A 19,945-nucleotide genomic window follows, 5' to 3' on the forward strand; every position below is an offset into this window, starting at 1 on the left:
AGGTTATGACAATGGCAGTCACAAAAACACCTTTATACGAAACGTTAAATGAAAGCTCCGCTGTGGCACTTGCGGTGAAGCTTGGCTTATTTCCAAGCAAAAGCACGCTGACATGCCAGGAGATCGGCGACGGCAATTTAAATTACGTTTTTCATATTTATGATCAAGAACATGACAGAGCATTGATCATTAAACAGGCAGTTCCTTATGCAAAAGTGGTCGGAGAAAGCTGGCCGCTGACAATCGATCGTGCAAGAATCGAAAGCAGTGCTCTCATACGCCAGGGTGAGCATGTCCCTCATCTGGTTCCAAGAGTGTTTTATTCAGATACAGAAATGGCGGTTACCGTCATGGAGGATCTTTCTCACCTGAAAATCGCAAGAAAAGGACTCATTGAGGGGGAACATTATCCGCACCTGTCACAGCACATCGGTGAATTTTTAGGAAAAACACTTTTCTATTCATCAGATTACGCGCTTGAACCCAAGGTGAAAAAACAGCTTGTTAAACAATTTACAAATCCTGAGCTGTGCGACATAACGGAAAGACTTGTCTTTACAGATCCTTTCTTTGACCATGACACAAATGACTTTGAAGAAGAGCTTCGTCCTTTTGTCGAGAAGCTATGGAATAATGACAACGTCAAAATCGAAGCCGCTAAGCTGAAAAAGTCGTTTTTAACATCTGCAGAAACATTGATTCATGGTGATTTGCATACAGGAAGCATTTTCGCCAGCGAACATGAAACAAAGGTGATTGATCCTGAATTTGCTTTTTACGGACCGATCGGCTTTGATGTAGGCCAATTTATTGCCAACTTATTCTTGAACGCACTCGGCCGTGACGGGGCTGACAGAGAGCCGTTATATGAACATGTCAAGCAGGTCTGGGAAACGTTTAAAGAGACGTTTAGTGTAGCCTGGGAGAAGGACAGTCTGGATGTTTACGCCAAAATCGACGGTTACCTTACTGATACGCTTCGTCATATTTTTGAAGAGGCGATCGGGTTTGCGGGCTGCGAGCTGATACGCCGCGCGATCGGTCTTGCGCATGTGGCTGATCTGGATACGATCGTGCCGTTTGATAAACGAATCGGCAGAAAACGGCTGGCACTCGAAACCGGCACAGCTTTTATCGAAAAACGTTCGGAATTCAAAACGATAACAGATGTTATTGAATTATTTAAGTTACTTGTAAAGGAATGATCCATTCATGACCCATTCATTTGCTGTTCCGCGTTCTGTTGAATGGAAAGAAACAGCCATTACCATTTTAAATCAGCAAAAGCTTCCTGATGTGACGGAATATCTGGAGCTGACGACGAAAGAGGATGTATTTGACGCCATTGTCACGCTCAAAGTAAGAGGCGCTCCGGCCATCGGCATTACAGCTGCCTTCGGCCTTGCGCTTGCTGCAAAAGACATCGAAACAGATGATGTCACGGTATTCCGCCGCAGACTGGATGACATCAAACAGTATTTAAACAGCTCACGGCCTACCGCCATTAATTTATCATGGGCGCTTGAGAGACTGAGTCATTCGATCGAAAACGCCATTTCCGTAAATGAAGCAAAAACAAACCTTGTCCATGAAGCGATTCAGATTCAGGTCGAAGATGAGGAAACGTGCCGAATGATCGGCCAAAACGCCCTGCAGCTTTTCAAAAAAGGCGACCGGATTATGACGATCTGCAATGCCGGCTCTATCGCGACAAGCCGTTATGGAACGGCACTCGCTCCATTTTACTTAGCCAAACAAAAGGATTTGGGATTGCATATTTATGCTTGTGAAACAAGACCTGTCCTTCAAGGTTCACGCCTTACTGCGTGGGAGCTGATGCAGGGAGGCATTGATGTCACTCTAATCACAGACAGCATGGCCGCCCATACGATGAAGGAAAAACAAATTTCCGCTGTCATCGTCGGAGCTGATCGAATTGCAAAGAACGGTGATACGGCAAATAAAATCGGAACATACGGTCTCGCGATTTTAGCAAACGCCTTTGATATTCCGTTTTTTGTCGCCGCACCATTATCTACATTTGATACGAAAGTGAAAAGCGGCGCTGATATCCCGATAGAGGAACGGGATTCCGAGGAAGTAAGGCAGATTTCCGGAGTCCGGACCGCACCAACCGACGTGCCTGTCTTTAATCCCGCTTTTGACATTACGCCCCATGATCTCATTTCAGGAATCATCACAGAAAAAGGGATTATGACCGGTTCGTATGAAGAAGAAATTGAACAGCTGTTCAGAGGCGAAAAGGTTCACTAAAAAACCGCTGCACTTTGCTCATTTTGGGCCGAGTCAGCGGTTTTTTTGTTTGTTTTTATTCATATTGATGATTTCATCTTTTTGAGCGCTTGATAAGATATGCAGTTTCACAAACAGTTTGGCAAAAACGGCAATTTTCTCAGAGCGGCTCGGCTTCAATTGCTTTGTCCTCCTTTTTCATCAGACCAACTTTTTTAACTTAATAAAATGATATGTCGGCCGTAAAAAAAGGGAACGTGCCATATGTTTTATTTTTCTTTGTAGGAGATTTGCTCGATGTTCAGCAAAAATGCTTTGATATCAGTTTTGCTCCCAGCGTACCCTGTTAACGCACTGTTTTTGCCGATCACTCTGTGGCATGGGACAAAAATCGGCAGGTCGTTTCGTTTATTAGCCTGTCCGACTGCGCGCACCGCTTTCGGACTACCGACCGCAGCGGCGATGTCAGCATAGCTTCGGGATTCTCCGTATGGTATCATCGCCAGCGCTTCCCACACTTTTTGCTGAAAAGGAGTGCCCTTTTGGCTGAGCGGCAGTGAGAATCTCTTTCTTTCGCCGGCGAAATATTCATGAAGCTGTTTTTTGGCCTCTGCCAGATAAGGTGTTTCCATGTGCTCTGTATTCTGAACGCTTTCTTTCCAATCCATCCAATCTTCCTGACTGAGAAATAGACGGGTGATACGTCCATCCTCCTCGGCAATTATAAGTTCCCCGAGCGGCGTTTCCGCTGTCGTATAATAGTTCATTCATCAATCCTTCTTTCTTCAGCATTCTGTCTGACGGGAAGCGTAAGATGGAAAACGGTGCCCTTCCCTTCTTCACTTTCTACCATGATTTCGCCTTGATGCTCTTCAATAATTTTATAGCTTACCATAAGCCCAAGTCCAGTTCCCCGTTCCTTTGTCGTATAAAACGGTTCACCAAGGCGCTTTAATTTATCTTCTGTCATTCCGATTCCCTCGTCTTTTAAGGAGATGAGAACATGATCTTGATCCAATGTCCTTATCGTCACAAAAATGTTTCCGCCGTCAGGCATCACTTCGATGGCATTTTTTAATATATTGATAAATACTTGTTTCAGCTGATTCGGTTCACAGTAGATCGGTGGGATGTCGCCAATTAGATCAAGATGCATTTGCACGTTGCTGAGATTGGCTTGCGCGTTGAGAAGGTCTATGGTGTCTCTCATAATTTGGGTAACATGTTTTTCTTCATACATAATGGCCTGGGGCTTGGCTAAAATCAAGAATTCGGTGATGATGGATTCGATGCGCTTTAGTTCTGAGGTGATCACGTTGAAGTAAAGGGCGTAATCTCCCTCCACACTTCCTTTCAGAAGCTGAATGAAGCCTTTAAGAGCTGTCATCGGATTTCTGATTTCATGAGCGATGCCTGCAGCGAGTTCGCCGACAACATGAAGGGTATCTGACTTGCGCAGGCGTTCCTCCAGTTCTTTTCGCTCCGTTACGTCTTTAAAGATAGCCAGGTTCATATTTTGAATAATATTTCGTTTAAATGAGAATTCCAGTTTTCTGTTGTCATTGCTGCTCAACAAAAACGGGATTTCGTTGTCCATTTCATCAAAATTAATCTGCCTTGCCGGCGAAGCAAGGTTTTCTATTTCATATGAAGAAATAATATCTAATAGGCTGTGCTGTTTAATCTCTTCATGTGACAGGCCTAAAATGTTGCTTGCTAACGGGTTGGCGTCGATGATTCGGTATTGATTGTCGAACAATACATTGCCGTCCATTGAGCCGTTGAACACTTTTCTGAATTTCAGCTCACTTTCCCGAAGCTCCTTTTCCATCCGCTTTCTGTCGCTGACGTTTCTTAAAATCGTCAAGTGCTGGTTTTCAAGTATTGTCCGCTTTGAAGTAAATTCGAGTTCTTTGAACTGCCCGTTCCCCATTTGAAACAACAGCTCTTCTCTGATCTCTCCGTATTTTGCGTATTTCCTCTTTGTTATGCTGTATTTCTGCTGCGAGTCAACGAGAAAATCACACAGCCTTCTTTTCAACAGCAAATTCATCGGCAGCTCAAAGATTTTACAGGCTGATTGATTCGCCTTCACAATTCTTCCGTCATTCGACCAGATGATGATGGCGTCCATCGCATTTTCAAATATTTCTCTAAATCGCTCTTCACTTTTAAAGAGCTGCAGCTCCATAGACCGCTTCTCTGTAATATCCCTCATAATGGACATATAAAAACCGCTGATGATGTTTGAAGTAATCGTGAATTCAAATAGCTTTTGGACTCCTGAACGAAGCTTGACGGGCAGCTCCCCCTTCGCTTTTCCCTTACGGTTGAGCGTCTTCCAGATATTGTCTAAATCTTTGCGTGAGCCGCTGTCTATGAATTCATACAACGATAAATGAGACAGCTCATTTTGATTGATTTCAAAGCTTTTACAAAAGGACAAATTGGCATCAATAAAACCGCCATCTTTATCAAACAGAACGATTCCGTCAACAGCTCTGTCAAACAAGTCCTTAAAAAGCTGTTCATTCATAGAGAATTCCCGCTCCAGAATCTTCTTGGAAGATATGTCTCTCATGACAACAAAAAAGAAATCCTCGCCTATCCCTCTTTTGGCCAGAAACTCTATGTATTTTGTCGCCCCGCTATCAAGCCTGATCGGAACCTCCTTCCACAGGAAACCTTTCTTAAAAAACTTCTTTACGGCAAAATCCAGTTCATCCTTTGGGATTGAAAACAAAAAATCCAAAACGGAACGCTTTTTCAAATCTTCCGAATCAACTTGAAGCATCCTCTCTGTCGCTTCATTCGCCTGAACGATCCGCATTTCATTATCACATATAAAAATAGCATCGAGCGTATTGTTGACAATCACTTGATGCTGATTCAATTCCTTTTTCAGCTGGACATTTTCTTCTTTGAGACGCTTCAGTTCTTCCCGCAGCTCTGAATTTGTCTGGACACCAAGAGTTTCCATACGTGTACACTCCTTCATCAAAACCTATCCCTCAATATTTCTACAAAATGCGGGAACTTCCTTCATTTGCCCTATAAATTTCAGAAAATTTCAGCGCGGTTACATAACGAAGACATTTTCTACGATCCTTACCGCCACTTTACATCGTCCTAACAATCAGCGGTTTTTTAGATTCCTTTTTCATCTTTTATTTTAAAATATATACCAACAGGGAATAATCTCTTAGTGACTGATTAAAGAGAAGGTGATGCTATGAGTAAATCGCGGGACAGTTATTTTGATAATGCAAAATTCTTATTGATATTCCTTGTTGTATTCGGTCATATTCTTCGATCTTTTATTAATGATAACAACTTTATGCTCTACCTCTACAAGTTCATTTACACATTCCACATGCCTGCCTTTATTCTCGTATCCGGATATTTCGCGAAAGGCTTTAAACGCGCGGGATATGTGAAAAAGCTGGCGGTCAAGCTGATTATTCCGTATTTGATTTTCCAAATCATTTATTCCGTCTTTTATTACATTATGCAAGACGAAAGCATGGCAAATGTGAACCCGATTGATCCGCAATGGTCGTTATGGTTTCTCGTCAGCTTATTCTTTTGGAATCTGCTGCTTTATCCTTTTTCAAAGCTTTCTAAGCTGTGGGCGCTGTTTGTCAGCTGCGGAATTGCCGTGCTGATCGGCTATCTTGACTTTGTCAGCAGCACGCTGAGCTTGTCGCGGACATTTGTATTCTTACCGATGTTCCTTGTCGGGTTTTATTTAAATAAACATCATTTTGATTTACTGAGATCAAAACGAGGCAAACAAATTGCGACCGGGGTGCTTGCCGCCGTATTCGTCATCTGCTGGGGCATTGATTTTGACTATTCTTTTCTGTTCGGCTCTAAACCGTATTCTTCATTTGGAGACGTTACCCTGGCTAGCGGCCTGATCAGGATCGGCTGGTATGTACTCGCCTTCGCATCTACTTTCAGCTTTTTAGCGCTCGTTCCGCAAAAACGCTATTTCTTTACAAAATGGGGCACGCGGACCTTTTACGTCTATCTGCTCCATGGGTTTATAATTAAAACGCTGCGGCAGGTCGGTCTTGAGGATCAGCTTACTGACTATCAGAACTTAGTCATTCTATTACTTTTAACCGCTGCCCTTACGTCCGTTCTCTCCAGCAATTTTGTTAAGACAGTTGCTCAGCCCTTCATTGAGCTGAGAATGACCAGCTTATTGCAATTCGTCAGGGGAAGCAGCAAAAATGCTTATTTAAAATAGAAAAGCACCTCTTAAGCGGAACATCGCCTAAGAGGTCTTTTTTTATTTTTGTTTTTTCTCTTTTTTCTTTTTAGGCTTTGTGACTTCTAGCGTTTCGATGATTTTTCCGGCATTGTAATCCCCAAATTCACTTGAGAATTCTTCCTCCAGCACCTTCTTATTCATAGGCTTTTTATGATTTTGCATATCTTTGCTATGACGGTTTTTCTTCAAAATCACATGCCTCCTTGCTGACCCTGTTTGGAATTGCGGTTTGCACCCCTAAAATTCGGGTCGTCATGATACTGTGTCTTATATGAATTTGGGTCCATGCTCTCGGTAGGTGTATTGTTATTTTTAATGGCTTCATTCACTTCAGCTTTGCGCTTCATACGAATCCTCCTCGCCAGTTTTCAGATATTTTATTTTCATTAAAGATGCAAGATCCTTAAGCTGCACCTGTTGATGTTAGGTTCTCCAACTGAAACGGCGTCACACATCTTTTTTTTGGCAATCAAAAAAACACCGCAAAACATGCGGTGTTTTTTCTATCCGATAATCACTCTTTCCTTCGGATAATGATAATTCGCTTCGATTTCCTTTCTTCCGATCAGGTACAGGAAGGTCAGGATGCCGATTCGCCCGATAAACATCACAATCATAATGACGCATTTTCCAACGTTGCTCAAATCAGCAGTAATGCCAAGCGACAGTCCCGTTGTGCCGAATGCCGAACACACTTCAAACAACAGCTCCGGCAGAGAATGCTTTTCTGTGATGGTCAGGATAAGTGTCGCGCCAAAAACGAGCAGGATTGCCATCATCGTGACAACAAGCGACTTCATGAGATCTGCAGGGTGTAGCTCCCGCTTGAATACCTTTACCGCTTTATTGCCGCGGGCAAAATGAAACAGCGCAAGAAGGTTCAGAGCGAAAGTCGTTGTCCGTATGCCTCCCCCGACTGAGCTTGGCGACGCTCCGATAAACATCAGCGCGCAAACAAAAAATATTGTAGCATCTGATAATTGGCTGATATCAATGGTTGCCAGCCCCCCGCTTCGGGTTGCCGTTGATTGAAACAGGGACAGAAACAAAATGTCATGCCATGACTTTCCCGCAAACGCGTGGTTTGCTTCCAGGATATAAATGCCGATGGCTCCAAACAAGACGAGTGAGCCGAACGTAATGGTCGTGATTTTCGTAAAAAGTGTAAACGGGTATCTCCGATGCTTTGAAAACAAGAAATCCTTTACTTCGACAAGCACAGGAAATCCAATTGCTCCAAATACAATTAAAAGCATTGTAATAAACTGCACAAAATAATCGTGGCGGAATGGAATCATGGAACTGCCGGTAATATCAAATCCGCCATTTGTAGTTGCGCTGATACTGGCAAAAAATCCGTGTAAATAAGCTTCCTGATAGGAATCATAGTAGGTTAAGAAATAGGTGCCGAGTATGAGCCCGCCAAAAAATTCAATCCACAAGATCAGAAAAAGAACCTGCTTCATGAGATTGACAATCCCTGAAAACTGGGATTGGTTTTGGTCAACCATAATCAATTTACGTTCTTTCAGCCCGATTCGTTTTCCCATGATCAGCCAAATAAACGTTCCGAGCGTCATAATCCCGATTCCGCCAAATTGCAGAACAAATGCCAATATAAAAATACCTATTGTGCTGAATGTGTCAGCTGTATCAACTACCGTCAGCCCCGTCACGCTGACTGAACTGACAGCCGTAAACAGCGCATCAATAAACGTCCAGTCCGCCCCCGGTTTATGGGCCGCCGGCAGACTCAGCAATATAACGGCCACAGTTACTGCAAGAAAATAATATAATGCAATCAGCTGGGCTGGAGATAGTGCCTGTATCAATTTTCCAAGCTTAAATTTCATGTAAAATCCTTCTGCCTCTCTTTTTAGATACGGTAATTATTCTAAAGATATTAGGTCCATTTTTAAAGGCTTTTACGAAACATTTTCTTAACTTGCTTCATTTTTTATCGTTTTAGTCAAAGGAACAAAAAAAACCTCTGAGGATTGTCTCAGAGGAATGTTGTTATTTCGCTTCTAACCGTCTGATTCGCTCATCTAAATCAGGGTGAGTAGAGAAAAGCGAAGATCGCTTCTTGCCATTAATCTTTAATGTTTGGACAGCTGTCTGATCGTCTTCTATAATGCGTGAAGAATAGCTCTTAAGCGTCCGGAGCGCATGAATCATCTTATCCTTGCCGGCAAGATCCGCTCCTCCCCTGTCAGCATGGAATTCACGATGGCGTGAGTACGCAAACACAACCAAGCTGCCGAGAATGGAAAAGACAATCTGAAAGACAATCATTGCAATAAAATGAACGATCGGCGCAAGATCTTCTTTGACAAAACGGCTCGCAATCCATGCTGCGATACGCGATAAAAAGACGACAAAGGTATTGACGATACCTTGTAAAAGCGTCATTGTCACCATATCACCATTAGCGATATGCGCGACCTCGTGTGCAAGCACACCTTCAACAGCGGCATCATCCATTTGCTCCAGCAGCCCTGACGACACTGCCACAAGGGAACGGCGTTTTGACGGTCCAGTCGCAAACGCGTTCACTTCAGGTGAACGGTAAATTCCGACCTCCGGCATTTTCGTTAAACCGGCAGAGCGGCTTAATCGGTGTACGCGATCAACCAATTGCTGTTCCTCATAACTGAGTGTGTGCTTGTTCGGGTTCAGCACTCTGACACCCATCATCGTCTTTGCCATCCATCTGGACATCGCAAGAGACGTAAAGGAACCGACAAAACCAACGACTAAACTGAACACAAGGAGCGCCATTGGATCGATGCCGCCATCAGCTGTAAAGTACGTTCCGACTCCAGTAACAGAGCTTAAAACAGACAAAACGATCCCGATTGTTGTAAGCACCAAAATATTCGTTAAAATAAACAGAAAAATTCTTTTCGCCATAATAACCTCCGTTATTTTAAGATCAAAAGAACCTGTATATTTAATTATAAAACAACCGTTTGAAAATGCAAGTAATTAGACGTATGATGTTAATGTATTGATGACGCTTTAATTTTGAATTCATACATAAACTTATATCCGCGTCAAATTGTTTTGAAGAGGTGAACAATGAACATTTTTAAACTCACTCGAACCGATATGGTGCGGCTGCTCTATTCCCTAAAAGGACAAGGAGAAATAAGCCCGCTCGACATTCTCGTCCAATCAGCGAACATGTCAGCAGACAATGCAGCCAATCATCTTGAAATTCCTGAATTTCTTACAAGATACGAACGAAAAAAACAGAAAAAAGAATACGGTCTCTCTACAAACGAAATCGTAGAACTTGGCAACTTATGCGAGCTGACTTCGTTAAAGTCAACCGCGATCCAAAACTGGGTAAAGCGTGATATCAAAGATCTGATCGGACATCCTGAACTGGGCAAAAAATATTCAGTTGAACAGGCAGTCATTCTTTTAATTGTACGTGATTTAAAATCCATTTATGACTTTGAACACATACGGGCTATTTTAAAAGTGGCCTTTAACACCATCTCAGACAGATCCGATGATGTCATCAGCCCGATTGATTATTATGAAAGCTGTGCATATGTGCTTGATGCCATTTATCACCAAGACACGCCTTCTATGAAAGAATCCAATCTGCAGGAGATCGTCGAACAGGAGACAAATCGTCTTCGCCACCGTTTTGAAGAACTGAATGACAGCCAATGGCTTAAAATCAGACAGATCATCGCTATTACAGTACTCTCCATTTTGACGTTCCATATTCAGGCAACCGCACATAAAATGACAGCTGACATTCTATAGTCCCCGGCTAAAGGCCGGGGTTTTCTTATTCTCCACAACAATTGCCAGCATAAATAAACCCCGTACATTTCAAACTAAATACGCGTTAAGAATTTCTTTAAAGAAAAAGGAGATGAAAAAGATGGCGAGCAGAAATAAACTCGTTGTTCCAGGGGTGGAGCAGGCACTAGACCAATTTAAACTCGAAGTGGCTCAAGAATTCGGTGTGAACCTTGGTTCTGATACAGTCGCACGCGCCAACGGCTCTGTAGGCGGGGAAATGACAAAGCGTCTGGTACAGCAAGCACAATCACAATTAAATGGCACAACTAAATAAATTCAGGTCATTATTCGCCGGGGTCACTCGGCGAATCTTCAGTTTGAGCTGAATTATTATTACTGCTGTAGCCGTTTGGATTACGGCGGTCAGAAGCATTATTCCCGCCGGACGAAGAACGATTCTTTCCTTTGTCACCGTTATTCCAGTCCCTGTGATACTGGCTTTGGCCCTTTTCAGCGCTATTTTCCTCATTTCCTTTATCTTGAGGATCTTGAATTGGGGTTTGCTCATGATCCCCATCTTTTTCAGCATTTGTGTTTTCATCTGATTCCTTTACATCTTTATCTTTATCTTTGTCACTATCATCAGTCTGGTCATCCGTTGTGTCTTCTATCTGTTCACCGGAATCCGTATCATCCAGCTGTTCATTATCTCCTTGCTTGCTGTCCTCGCCGTCTGTTTGATCGATGGTTTCATCCTCATTTCCGGCACTCTTTTGATCTTCTTCCCCAGATGGTTTGCTGGAGTCTTCTTTTGAATCTTTATGATTATTCTTTTCATTTGATTTGATGTAGCTGCCTGTTGAAACGCCTTCCTTCTTCGCTTTTTCCCTCGTTTGCATATCTGACTCGAGAGATTCCATGCGGTATGTCGTTTTATATTTTTCCGTCACATCATTCAGCTGCTTTTTCACAGCGGTTTTATATGTATTATCTTCCGTATTTTCATAAACAGTGGAAATCAATATTTCTTTCGATTCCTTTACATATCCGTGCTCACTGCAGTCGGTTATAATATCGTCAATCACCTTTTTAAAATCAGTCTTCTCCCAATCATCTATATCATTCACGACCTTCTTCCCCTCATCGTTCAGAGGCGTCAGTTCAATCACTTCGTAATCGCTGTTTAACGCCATTTCGAAGCTTGGATTGATATCAATTGTCATATACGCATAGGCCTTATTATTAGAAAAAACGGGGAGAACTATAAAAATAAAAAGCATAATAGCAGTCATCGTAAAAATCCCCATTTTGAAAGGGCGCAGTTTTAAAAAATCAAAAAAGCTGGCCCTTCTGCCCATGCGTGACTCACTCGGAAGCATGATTTCTTCTCCGATTTCATAGCTATGGCGATCATTTTTGGCTTTTAAAAATTGTCCGTCAGGGGTCAGCAACGTGACGAATTCTCTATTTTTCTCTACTATAATCCCTCTTCTCATGAGTGCAGCACCCCTTTAAGATAATCTTTTAAATAAATATAATCACCCGTAATGATAATACACATCGCAATAATATATTTTCTGTTTCTCTCAATCGTTTTTCGGCTTACAGAGACAAGCTGTTCGAGCTGTTTCACCGGAAGCTGTTTCTTTGTATACAAGATAGCGGCCAATTCTTCATGTTCAACGAGGGTAATCGCCACCTTTATGGCGTTTTGCCTTGCGTCCGCATGCTTTGGAGAGTTTTCAAGCAGCTCCTTAAACGATAAACCATAATCTTTGAGCTGCTTCTGAAAATAGAGAATTTCCTCCCGCCTCTGCTCCTGTTCAATCTGACGGCGGTATTCATCAATGGAAAGCTCGGCTTCAATCAGGCTTTGTGATGACTCCTGATCGTCTCCTTCCTGTAAATCGATGTTTATATTTTGTGCGCTTCTAGCTTCTTTTCTGATGTAATCAATGACTTTTCTTTTTATAATAAGCTCAGCAAATGCGAGCAGAGAATTGCCTTTTTCAGGTGAGTATTTTTCAATAGCTTCATTAAACGCGATCAGTCCGATGCTGAACTCATCGTCTTTTTCATCTATATATCGTTTACAAACGGATGAAACCGTCTTTGCGATAAATGGCTTATATTGCTGTATTAATTCATTTTGCAGATCTTTATTGCCTTTTTGTATACTTTCAACAGTTTTTTCAAGCGTTTGCTTCTTTTTTCCCAATTTAAACAAAAGGCTAAGCACTGGTTTCACCTCAGTTCCTCCCTATAACTACTCATTAATGATAGCTAATTTGATAGGGATTCGCAAAGGAGAAAAAGAAATATTAATTTCCAATGTCTCAATTATGACAAACCATTCTGACGTACTATACATGATTTCGTGCCTTTCTAGAGAATTAAGGGGGTTTTAACAGTGTTTTTTGTAACAAAGCTGTTATAAAAATGTTATTTTATTTCGCCCATGAAAACGTTTTAAACATGAAAAGACTCTGCTTTTCAAGCAGAGTCTTTAAGATTACGCCCTTTCCCGGCTGCTGTTTTTTTGTTCGATTTGTGCGCCCTCCGGCTGTTTTTTTGCACCTGACATGAACCAGCCGCAAACCGCGATTGCCGCTAATACACCCCAGAATATCAACTTCCATGTTCCAGAATGGATAAAGTGCTCGGAAACAACCGCTATATCTTGATGAGCAAGTGTATATAAAGCAAGCTTCACTCCGACCCAGCCGACAATCACAAAGGCTGCTGTTTCTAGGCTTGGACGTTCCTTTAATAATTTAACAAACATTGAAGCCGCAAACCGCATAATCACCAGGCCGATGATACCTCCGGCCAAAATGACGATGAATTGTCCTCCGTCAAGTCCGCCGATCTTCGGAAGCGATGTTCCAGGAAGCGTAACCGCCAGCGCTACTGCCGCTAAGATGGAATCAACCGCAAACGCGATATCAGCCAGTTCAACTTTTAAAACTGTCGGCCAAAAACCGCTTTGTTTCGTCTCTTTATGCGTGTCTTCTTTCTTAAATACATACCTTTTCAATAGATGGCTTGCTGAGATATACAGTAAGTAGATCGCGCCAATCGCTTGAACCTGCCATACGTTGACCAAAAAAGAAATCGCGAATAAAGAGCCAAACCGCAGAACAAAAGCCCCTGCCAATCCGTAAAATAAAGCCTTTTTTCTTTTTTCCTCCGGCAAATGTTTTACCATTACCGCCATAACCAACGCGTTATCGGCGGCTAAAATGCCTTCCAGCCCGATCAAGACGAGAAGAACCCAACCATACTCTAATAATAATGCTGCATCCATAAATGATACCCTCCCAAAAAAGTTGTTTTCTTTCTCTTCATCCGATCTTATGCCGGCCGGACCATGCAAAAAAGACCTTTGCCGACATAAGGCAAAGGTCTTGCTAGACATGAATTCAGGCATGCCAACAAAGCCGATGGATATAACAATCCATGAAATGACGACTTTGTTTCCGGAAAGCATTCCGGACGCTACTCCCCTTTGGGATTTCAAGAAATATGATATTATACGTCAATGATATGCGCAGCGCGATTATTTGTCAACGTTTATTTTTTAAAAATACAGATAAATGTTCGGAGTGCGTGCGTTTTTTCCTCTTTTTCAACAGCAAGTAAAACACGAACAGCGCTAAAATCGCTATCCCGATCGGAAGCATATATTGATCGAGAATAGAGCCGACTTCCTTCCAATTTTCACCGAGCTTCACACCGAGATAAACATATACAAATGTTATCGGGACCATGGCGATGAACGTATAAAGCGAAAACACCCAAACGTTCATTTTTGCAATTCCGCACGGTATGGAGATCAATGTGCGGATGCCTGGCAAGAAACGGCCGCTGAAGGCTACAAAGCCCCCATGCTTTTTAAAAAATTCATCCGACTTATCGAGAGCCTCAGGTTTAATAAAGAGATACTTCCCAAAACGCTCAAGAAACGGCCTCCCTCCGTATCGCCCTATCCAATACAGCGTGAGCGGGCCGGCCACTCCCCCAAGCGACCCCGCCAAAACGGCGCCGGCAAGCGTCATATCACCTTTAGATACCCAATAACCCGCAAGCGGCAGGACGATTTCAGCAGGGATAAACTCAATACAGAGCGCTAGAAATATTCCAAAATAAGATAAGCTTTTAAATGCTTCTATCCAAGACATAATCAGCTCTTCGATATCCATCACTTCCCCTTTGTCCATATTTATGTAAAATACATTTTGTTTTTTCGGAAAACGTCAACATGATTTTAACACATTTTTCACGGTCAGCTGAACTAAAAATAAATCTCACATGTATTTCTTTCAATTTCTATAGTCTTAAAGGCTGAAACTCTGCGGTTAAGCAGCCGATATTAAGGAGAGTCAACTAGACTGGAACACACGGGGGGAATCTCCATTTGGAAATACACGTAACGTATAATACAACACTCATATGTTTATCTATTCTAATTGCCTGTGCCGCATCGTACACTTCCCTTGAACTGTCAAGGAAAGTCACCATCAATACAGGTTTAAAAAGCAAAGTTTGGCTGATCAGCGGCTCACTTATTATGGGATTCGGTATTTGGGCAATGCATTTTGTCGGGATGATGGCCGTCCATATGGAGATGCCGATGCAATATGAATTCATGCCTTTAATGGCATCCATTGGCGCAGCTGTTTCTGGATCATTTGTATCATTATATTTTGTCAGCCGGCACATTCTTACATATTACAGACTGCTTACCGGATCAGTAGTGCTTGGCGCATCTATTGCATCTATGCACTATATCGGAATGTCTTCCATTTCCCAGGTAATGATTATGTACGAACCGATTCTTTTTACAGTTTCAATAATTATTGCAATTGTAGCATCTTTCGTCTCGTTAAAAATATTCTTTGATTTGGCTGTAAAAAAACATTCTGATCATCTTATGTTCTATAAAGTCATCAGTTCGATTGTAATGGGGATAGGGATTTCAGGCATGCACTATACGGGGATGCTTGCAGCGACTTTCCACATGGACATGGCACCGCCCGGAAGCCATATGGAGGTCCATACGTTTCATTGGTCGATTTTTGTTACGTTACTCATTTTCTGTATACAAACGCTATTATTATTCAGTTCCCATGCCGACCGAAAGTTTATTAAACAGAGCGAACGCATAAAAGATAACGAACAGAGGTTTCAGTCTTTAATCATTCACAATATTGATGCCATTTTTATTTTGTCATTAGAAGGAGAGATTATATCATCCAATCATGCTGGTGAGGACATGGTCAGCAAATTTGGATTTAGCATGCACGATTGGAGAAACTATACATCGCAGAAGATTAAGCGCCTTTTTGAGCAAGTCAAAAAAGAGAAACAAGCCATTAACAGTGATAGCGACCTTACTACTGAAAAAGGCCAGTTCCACTTAAATATTACGCTCATACCCGTTGAGGTCAATCAAGAGCTGGACAGCATTTATGTTATCTGCAAGGACATGACAAAGCAGTATAGAGCAGAAAAAGAAATCCATAGAATGGCTCATTACGATTCGCTAACAGATTTACCCAACAGACGGCACGCCATCTCGCACTTAACAGAGGTGCTGAAGCGCGAGTATACCTTGAATTATAACACCGTTGTATTCTTTCTGGACTTAAACCGCTTTAAAGTGATCAACGATGCACTAGGACATAATATCGGCGATCAGCTGCTTCAGCTGGCAGCTAGACGTCTGTCTTCTGTTGTCCCTGATAATGGATTTATCGCCCGCCTTGGTGGAGATGAATTTATTATTATATTGACGGACGCCAATACCAGAACAGGAGAAGCAGATGTTTTAGCAAGAAAAATTATCCAAAAATTCAAAAAGCCATTTAAAATCCAGGATCACACGCTTGTCACATCTGTCAGTATCGGGATTGCGATATCACCGAAAGACGGGACGGACGGCCTTGAATTGATGAAAAAAGCAGATATGGCGATGTATGCCGCTAAAGAACGAAACAAAAGCAAATACAGATACTATTCTTTTTCAATCGGCAACAAAGAAACCGTCAAGCTTAACCAAGAGATGGTGCTCAGAGAAGCCATAGAAAACAATCGATTTGTCTTGCATTATCAGCCTCAATTCAGTACAAAAAACCAAAAAATGACGGGTGCCGAAGCACTAATACGCCTCGTCACCCCCGATGGGCAGCTGTGTCCGCCCGGAGAATTCATCGGTGTTGCTGAAGAGACGGGTCTCATTATTGATATCGGAAAGTGGATAATAGATGAAGCCTGCAAGCAGGCAAGGGCTTGGTATGACAAAGGCTTTGATCTTTCTGTCGCTATTAATATTTCCGCCAGACAGTTTCAATCCGAAGATCTGATTCCCCTGATCAAGGACACGCTAATGAAATACCAGCTTCCTCCGCAGCTTCTTGAAGTTGAAGTGACAGAAAGCATGACAATGGACAATCTCGATCACTCCAAAAAGGTTTTGTCGTCTTTAACGGAATTAGGAATCAGAATCAGTATTGACGATTTCGGAACGGGGCACAGTTCTCTTAGCTATTTGAAGGATTTTCCGATTCACAGGCTGAAAATCGACAAATCGTTTATCGATGATATTCAAACCCATCCGAAATCAGAGCAAATTACCGGGGCTATTATTGCCATGGGCCATCAGCTGTCTTTGCAGGTGATTGCTGAAGGCGTGGAAAATTCAGCTCAAAAACAGCTTCTTTACGAAAAAGGCTGTGACCATTTACAGGGCTTCTATTTCAGCAGGCCGATACCGCCGGAACAACTCGAACAATTAATTCTCGAACAGCCGCCGCAATAACAGTGCCGGCTGTTTTTTTACCCATAAGTTGCTACACATGAATCATACTCCTCCTCTTCACACTAAAGAAAAAAAGGGGTTTATCGATATGCATACAATGTGGAAGGGATCGATCAGTTTCGGATTAGTAAACATTCCCATCAAGCTATATGCGGCCACAGAGGATAAAGACATTAAGCTGCGAAGCCTTCATAAAGAGGATCACGCGCCAATCAAATACGAAAAAATTTGCACGAATTGCGAAAAAACACTTGGTCCTGATGAAATTGTAAAGGGATACGAATATGTAAAAGGAAAATATGTGGTGCTGACGGACGATGATCTAAAAAGCTTAAAGCAGGAGCATGAAGAGAAAGCCGTTGAGATTGTTGATTTTGTTCAGCTTCAGGAAATTGACCCGATTTATTTTAACCGCTCCTACTTTGTCGGCCCCGGGGATAACGGCACGAAAGCCTATACCCTGCTGCGTGAGGCGCTGCGCTCTACCGGAAAGATCGGCATCGCCAATATGACAATCAGGTCGAAGCAGCAGCTTGCCATTCTCCGCGTTTATGAAAATTGTATCATTATGGAGTCTATCCATTATCCGGATGAGGTCAGAAGCGCTGCCCATGTCCCAGGTGTACCGGATCAATCGAATGTAAACGATAAGGAACTGCAAACTGCTATCACTTTAATAGATGAGCTGACGACTGAGTTTGAGCCTGAGAAATATGAAGATACGTACCGGCACGCCCTGCTGCAAAGAGTCAATGACAAGCTCGAAAATAAAGAAACAGCCGTCACTCCTGATAAAGCGCCTCCTCGTGAAGATGTCATCGACCTTGTCAGCGCTCTGCAAGCCAGCATCGACCGTACCAGAAAGCCGAACCGTGAAACCCCGGCAGCCGCACCAGCACAGGCCGCTGAACCGAAAGGAGCCGGAGATAAAAAACAAAAAACGACTAGAAAAAAAGCCTCCGGCACGTCTTAACACATGGCGTTTACGATGCAGCCCGTCCTTACTTCGTCTCCGCCAATAGGAGCAGAATGGCGCTACGAAGTTAAATATGATGGGTACCGCTGCATTCTCCGCATCCATTCAGCAGGTGTGACTTTAACTAGCAGAAATGGCTTGGAGCTTAACAGCACCTTCCCTGAAATCACTCAATTCGCCAAGACAGCCTTTCAGCACATGGAAAAAGCTCTTCCGCTGACACTCGATGGCGAAATTGTATGTTTGGTGAACCCTTGTCGTGCAGATTTTGAACACCTTCAAGTGCGTGGGCGTTTGAAAAGACCAGACAAAATTCAGGAATCGGCAAACGCGCGGCCGTGCTGCTTTCTCGCCTTTGATCTGTTAGAGCGAAGCGGAGAAGATGTATCATCTCTTTCGTATCTAGATCGAAAAAAATCGCTGTACGATCTCATGTCTGCGGCAAAGCTTCCTGCGTCTCCAGACCCTTACGCTAAGGAAACCATTCAGTATATCCCCTGCTATGATCATTTTGATCCGATGTGGGAGATGGTTACAAAATATGATGGAGAAGGAATTGTAGCGAAGAAAACAAACAGCAAATGGCTTGAAAAAAAGCGGTCGTCCGATTGGCTCAAATATAAAAATTTTAAACAAGCTTATGTTTGTATAACAGGTTTCAACCCCAACAATGGCTTTCTGACGGTGTCTGTGTTAAAAAACGGCGTCATGACACCTATTGCCTCTGTCTCACACGGAATGCGCGATGAGGAAAAAAGCGCCATACGCGAGATTATGGAACAGCACGGACATAAAACATCATCAGGTGAATTTACGCTTGAACCGTCGATTTGTGCAACCGTTCAATACTTAACGATTCTCCAAGGTACATTAAGAGAGGTATCGTTTGTCAGCTTTGAATTCCATATGGACTGGACTGAATGCACGTATGCGCAAGTCATACGCCACTCAAAACCGGTCCATCCAAAGCTTCAGTTCACAAGCCTGGATAAAATCATATTTGAAAAGAATAAAAAAACAAAGGAAGATTTTATTCAGTACATGATCGAAGTCAGTGACTACCTGTTCCCATTTCTGAAAAACCGTGCTGTCACCGTCATCCGCTATCCGCATGGATCAAGGAGCGAATCGTTTTTTCAAAAAAACAAGCCAGACTATGCGCCGGATTTTGTTCAATCTTTCTATGATGGAAGCCATGAGCACATCGTCTGCGAGGACATGTCCACTTTATTATGGCTTGCCAACCAGCTTGCTTTGGAGTTTCATGTTCCTTTTCAAACCATTAAAAGCAGACGTCCGGCTGAGATTGTCATTGATTTGGACCCGCCTTCACGAGATGACTTTCTCATGGCCGTGCAGGCCGCAAATGAACTGAAGCGGCTGTTTGACTCCTTTGGCATCACATCGTATCCGAAGCTGTCCGGCAACAAAGGCATCCAGCTTTATATTCCCTTGTCTCCTGAGGCATTTACGTATGAAGAAACACGCCAATTTACACAGCTGATCGCAGAGTACTGCACCAATGCATTTCCCGAGCTCTTTACGACAGAACGCTTGATTAAAAACAGGCACGGCAAATTGTATCTTGATTATTTGCAGCATGCAGAAGGTAAAACGATTATCTGTCCTTATTCGACAAGAGGGAACGACCTTGGCACTGTCGCGGCACCGCTCTATTGGCATGAGGTACAAACATCCTTAACACCCGCCCTGTTTACGATTGATACTGTCGTTGATCGTATTAAGAAGCAGGGCTGCCCATTTTTTGATTTTTACCGTTACCCGCAAGACGAGCCTCTTAGCGCCATTTTACATCAGTTGCAGAAAAAGAGCTGACTAATTAAGTCAGCTC

At 42.7% G+C, this 19,945-nt stretch carries 19 protein-coding genes; 8 read left to right on the forward strand and 11 right to left on the reverse strand.

Annotated features, from left to right (window positions below; translation table 11 throughout):
• The first annotated feature begins 11 nt into the window (after nt 1-11).
• Both mtnK and mtnA read left to right on the forward strand, forming a co-directional pair.
• Nucleotides 12-1,205 carry an S-methyl-5-thioribose kinase gene (mtnK, locus tag CVV77_RS05560; protein ID WP_142397309.1) on the forward strand — a complete coding sequence of 398 codons (1,194 nt, stop codon included), beginning with the start codon at nt 12-14 and terminating at the stop codon, nt 1,203-1,205.
• Between the two features lie 7 nt (nt 1,206-1,212).
• Nucleotides 1,213-2,274: an S-methyl-5-thioribose-1-phosphate isomerase gene (mtnA, locus tag CVV77_RS05565; protein ID WP_100274808.1), complete on the forward strand. Its 1,062-nt coding sequence runs from the start codon at nt 1,213-1,215 to the stop codon at nt 2,272-2,274.
• 33 nt (nt 2,275-2,307) lie between these two features.
• On the opposite strand, the gene CVV77_RS21960 is transcribed toward mtnA, so the two are convergent.
• From CVV77_RS21960 to kinE, 3 genes are all read right to left on the reverse strand, one after another.
• Nucleotides 2,308-2,433 carry a hypothetical protein gene (locus tag CVV77_RS21960; RefSeq protein ID WP_003239001.1) on the reverse strand — a complete coding sequence of 42 codons (126 nt, stop codon included), beginning with the start codon at nt 2,431-2,433 and terminating at the stop codon, nt 2,308-2,310.
• 89 nt (nt 2,434-2,522) lie between these two features.
• The gene (locus tag CVV77_RS05570; RefSeq protein ID WP_100274809.1) at nt 2,523-3,020 is read right to left on the reverse strand and encodes a methylated-DNA--[protein]-cysteine S-methyltransferase; all 498 of its coding nucleotides are present in this window, start codon (nt 3,018-3,020) and stop codon (nt 2,523-2,525) included.
• Nucleotides 3,017-5,233 carry a sporulation two-component system sensor histidine kinase KinE gene (kinE, locus tag CVV77_RS05575; RefSeq protein ID WP_100274810.1) on the reverse strand — a complete coding sequence of 739 codons (2,217 nt, stop codon included), beginning with the start codon at nt 5,231-5,233 and terminating at the stop codon, nt 3,017-3,019. The genes CVV77_RS05570 and kinE overlap by 4 nt, the downstream gene beginning before the upstream one ends.
• A 252-nt stretch (nt 5,234-5,485) precedes the next feature.
• Between kinE and CVV77_RS05580 the strand changes: the two genes are divergently transcribed.
• Nucleotides 5,486-6,508: an acyltransferase family protein gene (locus CVV77_RS05580; protein ID WP_060398489.1), complete on the forward strand. Its 1,023-nt coding sequence runs from the start codon at nt 5,486-5,488 to the stop codon at nt 6,506-6,508.
• 42 nt (nt 6,509-6,550) lie between these two features.
• Here the strand turns inward: CVV77_RS05580 and CVV77_RS05585 are convergent, their stop codons facing one another.
• The 4 genes from CVV77_RS05585 to htpX form a co-directional block, all read right to left on the reverse strand.
• On the reverse strand, nt 6,551-6,721 hold the full coding sequence (locus CVV77_RS05585) for a hypothetical protein (RefSeq protein ID WP_003239006.1): 171 nt from the start codon (nt 6,719-6,721) through the stop codon (nt 6,551-6,553).
• Nucleotides 6,722-6,723: 2 nt separating this feature from the next.
• Nucleotides 6,724-6,879 (reverse strand): hypothetical protein, encoded by a 156-nt coding sequence (locus tag CVV77_RS05590; protein WP_003232510.1) that lies wholly within the window; start codon nt 6,877-6,879, stop codon nt 6,724-6,726.
• Nucleotides 6,880-7,035: 156 nt separating this feature from the next.
• Complete coding sequence (gene ktrD, locus CVV77_RS05595) at nt 7,036-8,385, reverse strand: Ktr system potassium transporter KtrD (protein ID WP_003239007.1); 1,350 nt, start codon at nt 8,383-8,385, stop codon at nt 7,036-7,038.
• Nucleotides 8,386-8,548: 163 nt separating this feature from the next.
• Nucleotides 8,549-9,445, reverse strand: coding sequence for a protease HtpX (gene htpX, locus CVV77_RS05600; RefSeq protein ID WP_019258224.1), 897 nt, complete (start codon nt 9,443-9,445; stop codon nt 8,549-8,551).
• A 168-nt stretch (nt 9,446-9,613) separates the two neighbouring features.
• On the opposite strand from htpX, the gene htpK reads away from it, so the two are divergent.
• Both htpK and sspD read left to right on the forward strand, forming a co-directional pair.
• The gene (htpK, locus tag CVV77_RS05605) at nt 9,614-10,315 is read left to right on the forward strand and encodes a transcriptional regulator HtpK (RefSeq protein ID WP_003239009.1); all 702 of its coding nucleotides are present in this window, start codon (nt 9,614-9,616) and stop codon (nt 10,313-10,315) included.
• 121 nt (nt 10,316-10,436) lie between these two features.
• Complete coding sequence (gene sspD, locus CVV77_RS05610; RefSeq protein ID WP_003218568.1) at nt 10,437-10,631, forward strand: acid-soluble spore protein SspD; 195 nt, start codon at nt 10,437-10,439, stop codon at nt 10,629-10,631.
• Nucleotides 10,632-10,641: 10 nt separating this feature from the next.
• Here the strand turns inward: sspD and CVV77_RS05615 are convergent, their stop codons facing one another.
• The 4 genes from CVV77_RS05615 to CVV77_RS05630 all read right to left on the reverse strand — a co-directional run bounded on the left by CVV77_RS05615 (nt 10,642) and on the right by CVV77_RS05630 (nt 14,517).
• On the reverse strand, nt 10,642-11,793 hold the full coding sequence (locus tag CVV77_RS05615; RefSeq protein WP_100274811.1) for an anti-sigma factor domain-containing protein: 1,152 nt from the start codon (nt 11,791-11,793) through the stop codon (nt 10,642-10,644).
• Complete coding sequence (sigI, locus tag CVV77_RS05620) at nt 11,790-12,545, reverse strand: RNA polymerase sigma factor SigI (RefSeq protein WP_003239011.1); 756 nt, start codon at nt 12,543-12,545, stop codon at nt 11,790-11,792. Before sigI ends, CVV77_RS05615 begins: the two co-directional genes overlap by 4 nt.
• Nucleotides 12,546-12,809: 264 nt before the next feature.
• A complete protein-coding gene (locus CVV77_RS05625) occupies nt 12,810-13,604 on the reverse strand; it encodes a TerC family protein (RefSeq protein WP_003239012.1) in 795 nt (264 codons plus the stop codon).
• A 259-nt stretch (nt 13,605-13,863) separates the two neighbouring features.
• Entirely contained in the window at nt 13,864-14,517 is a 654-nt protein-coding gene (locus CVV77_RS05630; protein ID WP_080010784.1) for a DedA family protein, read from the reverse strand.
• 197 nt (nt 14,518-14,714) lie between these two features.
• On the opposite strand from CVV77_RS05630, the gene CVV77_RS05635 reads away from it, so the two are divergent.
• The 3 genes from CVV77_RS05635 (at nt 14,715) to CVV77_RS05645 (ending at nt 19,929) form a co-directional block, all read left to right on the forward strand.
• Complete coding sequence (locus CVV77_RS05635) at nt 14,715-17,117, forward strand: EAL domain-containing protein (protein ID WP_142397308.1); 2,403 nt, start codon at nt 14,715-14,717, stop codon at nt 17,115-17,117.
• A gap of 88 nt (nt 17,118-17,205) precedes the next feature.
• Nucleotides 17,206-18,090 (forward strand): non-homologous end joining protein Ku, encoded by an 885-nt coding sequence (gene ku, locus CVV77_RS05640; protein ID WP_019258219.1) that lies wholly within the window; start codon nt 17,206-17,208, stop codon nt 18,088-18,090.
• Between the two features lie 3 nt (nt 18,091-18,093).
• Complete coding sequence (locus CVV77_RS05645; protein ID WP_100274814.1) at nt 18,094-19,929, forward strand: DNA ligase D; 1,836 nt, start codon at nt 18,094-18,096, stop codon at nt 19,927-19,929.
• The last annotated feature ends 16 nt before the right edge of the window (nt 19,930-19,945 follow it).

This window comes from Bacillus sp. SN1 (assembly GCF_002796895.1).
GTDB classification, from domain to species: Bacteria; Bacillota; Bacilli; order Bacillales; family Bacillaceae; genus Bacillus; species Bacillus inaquosorum.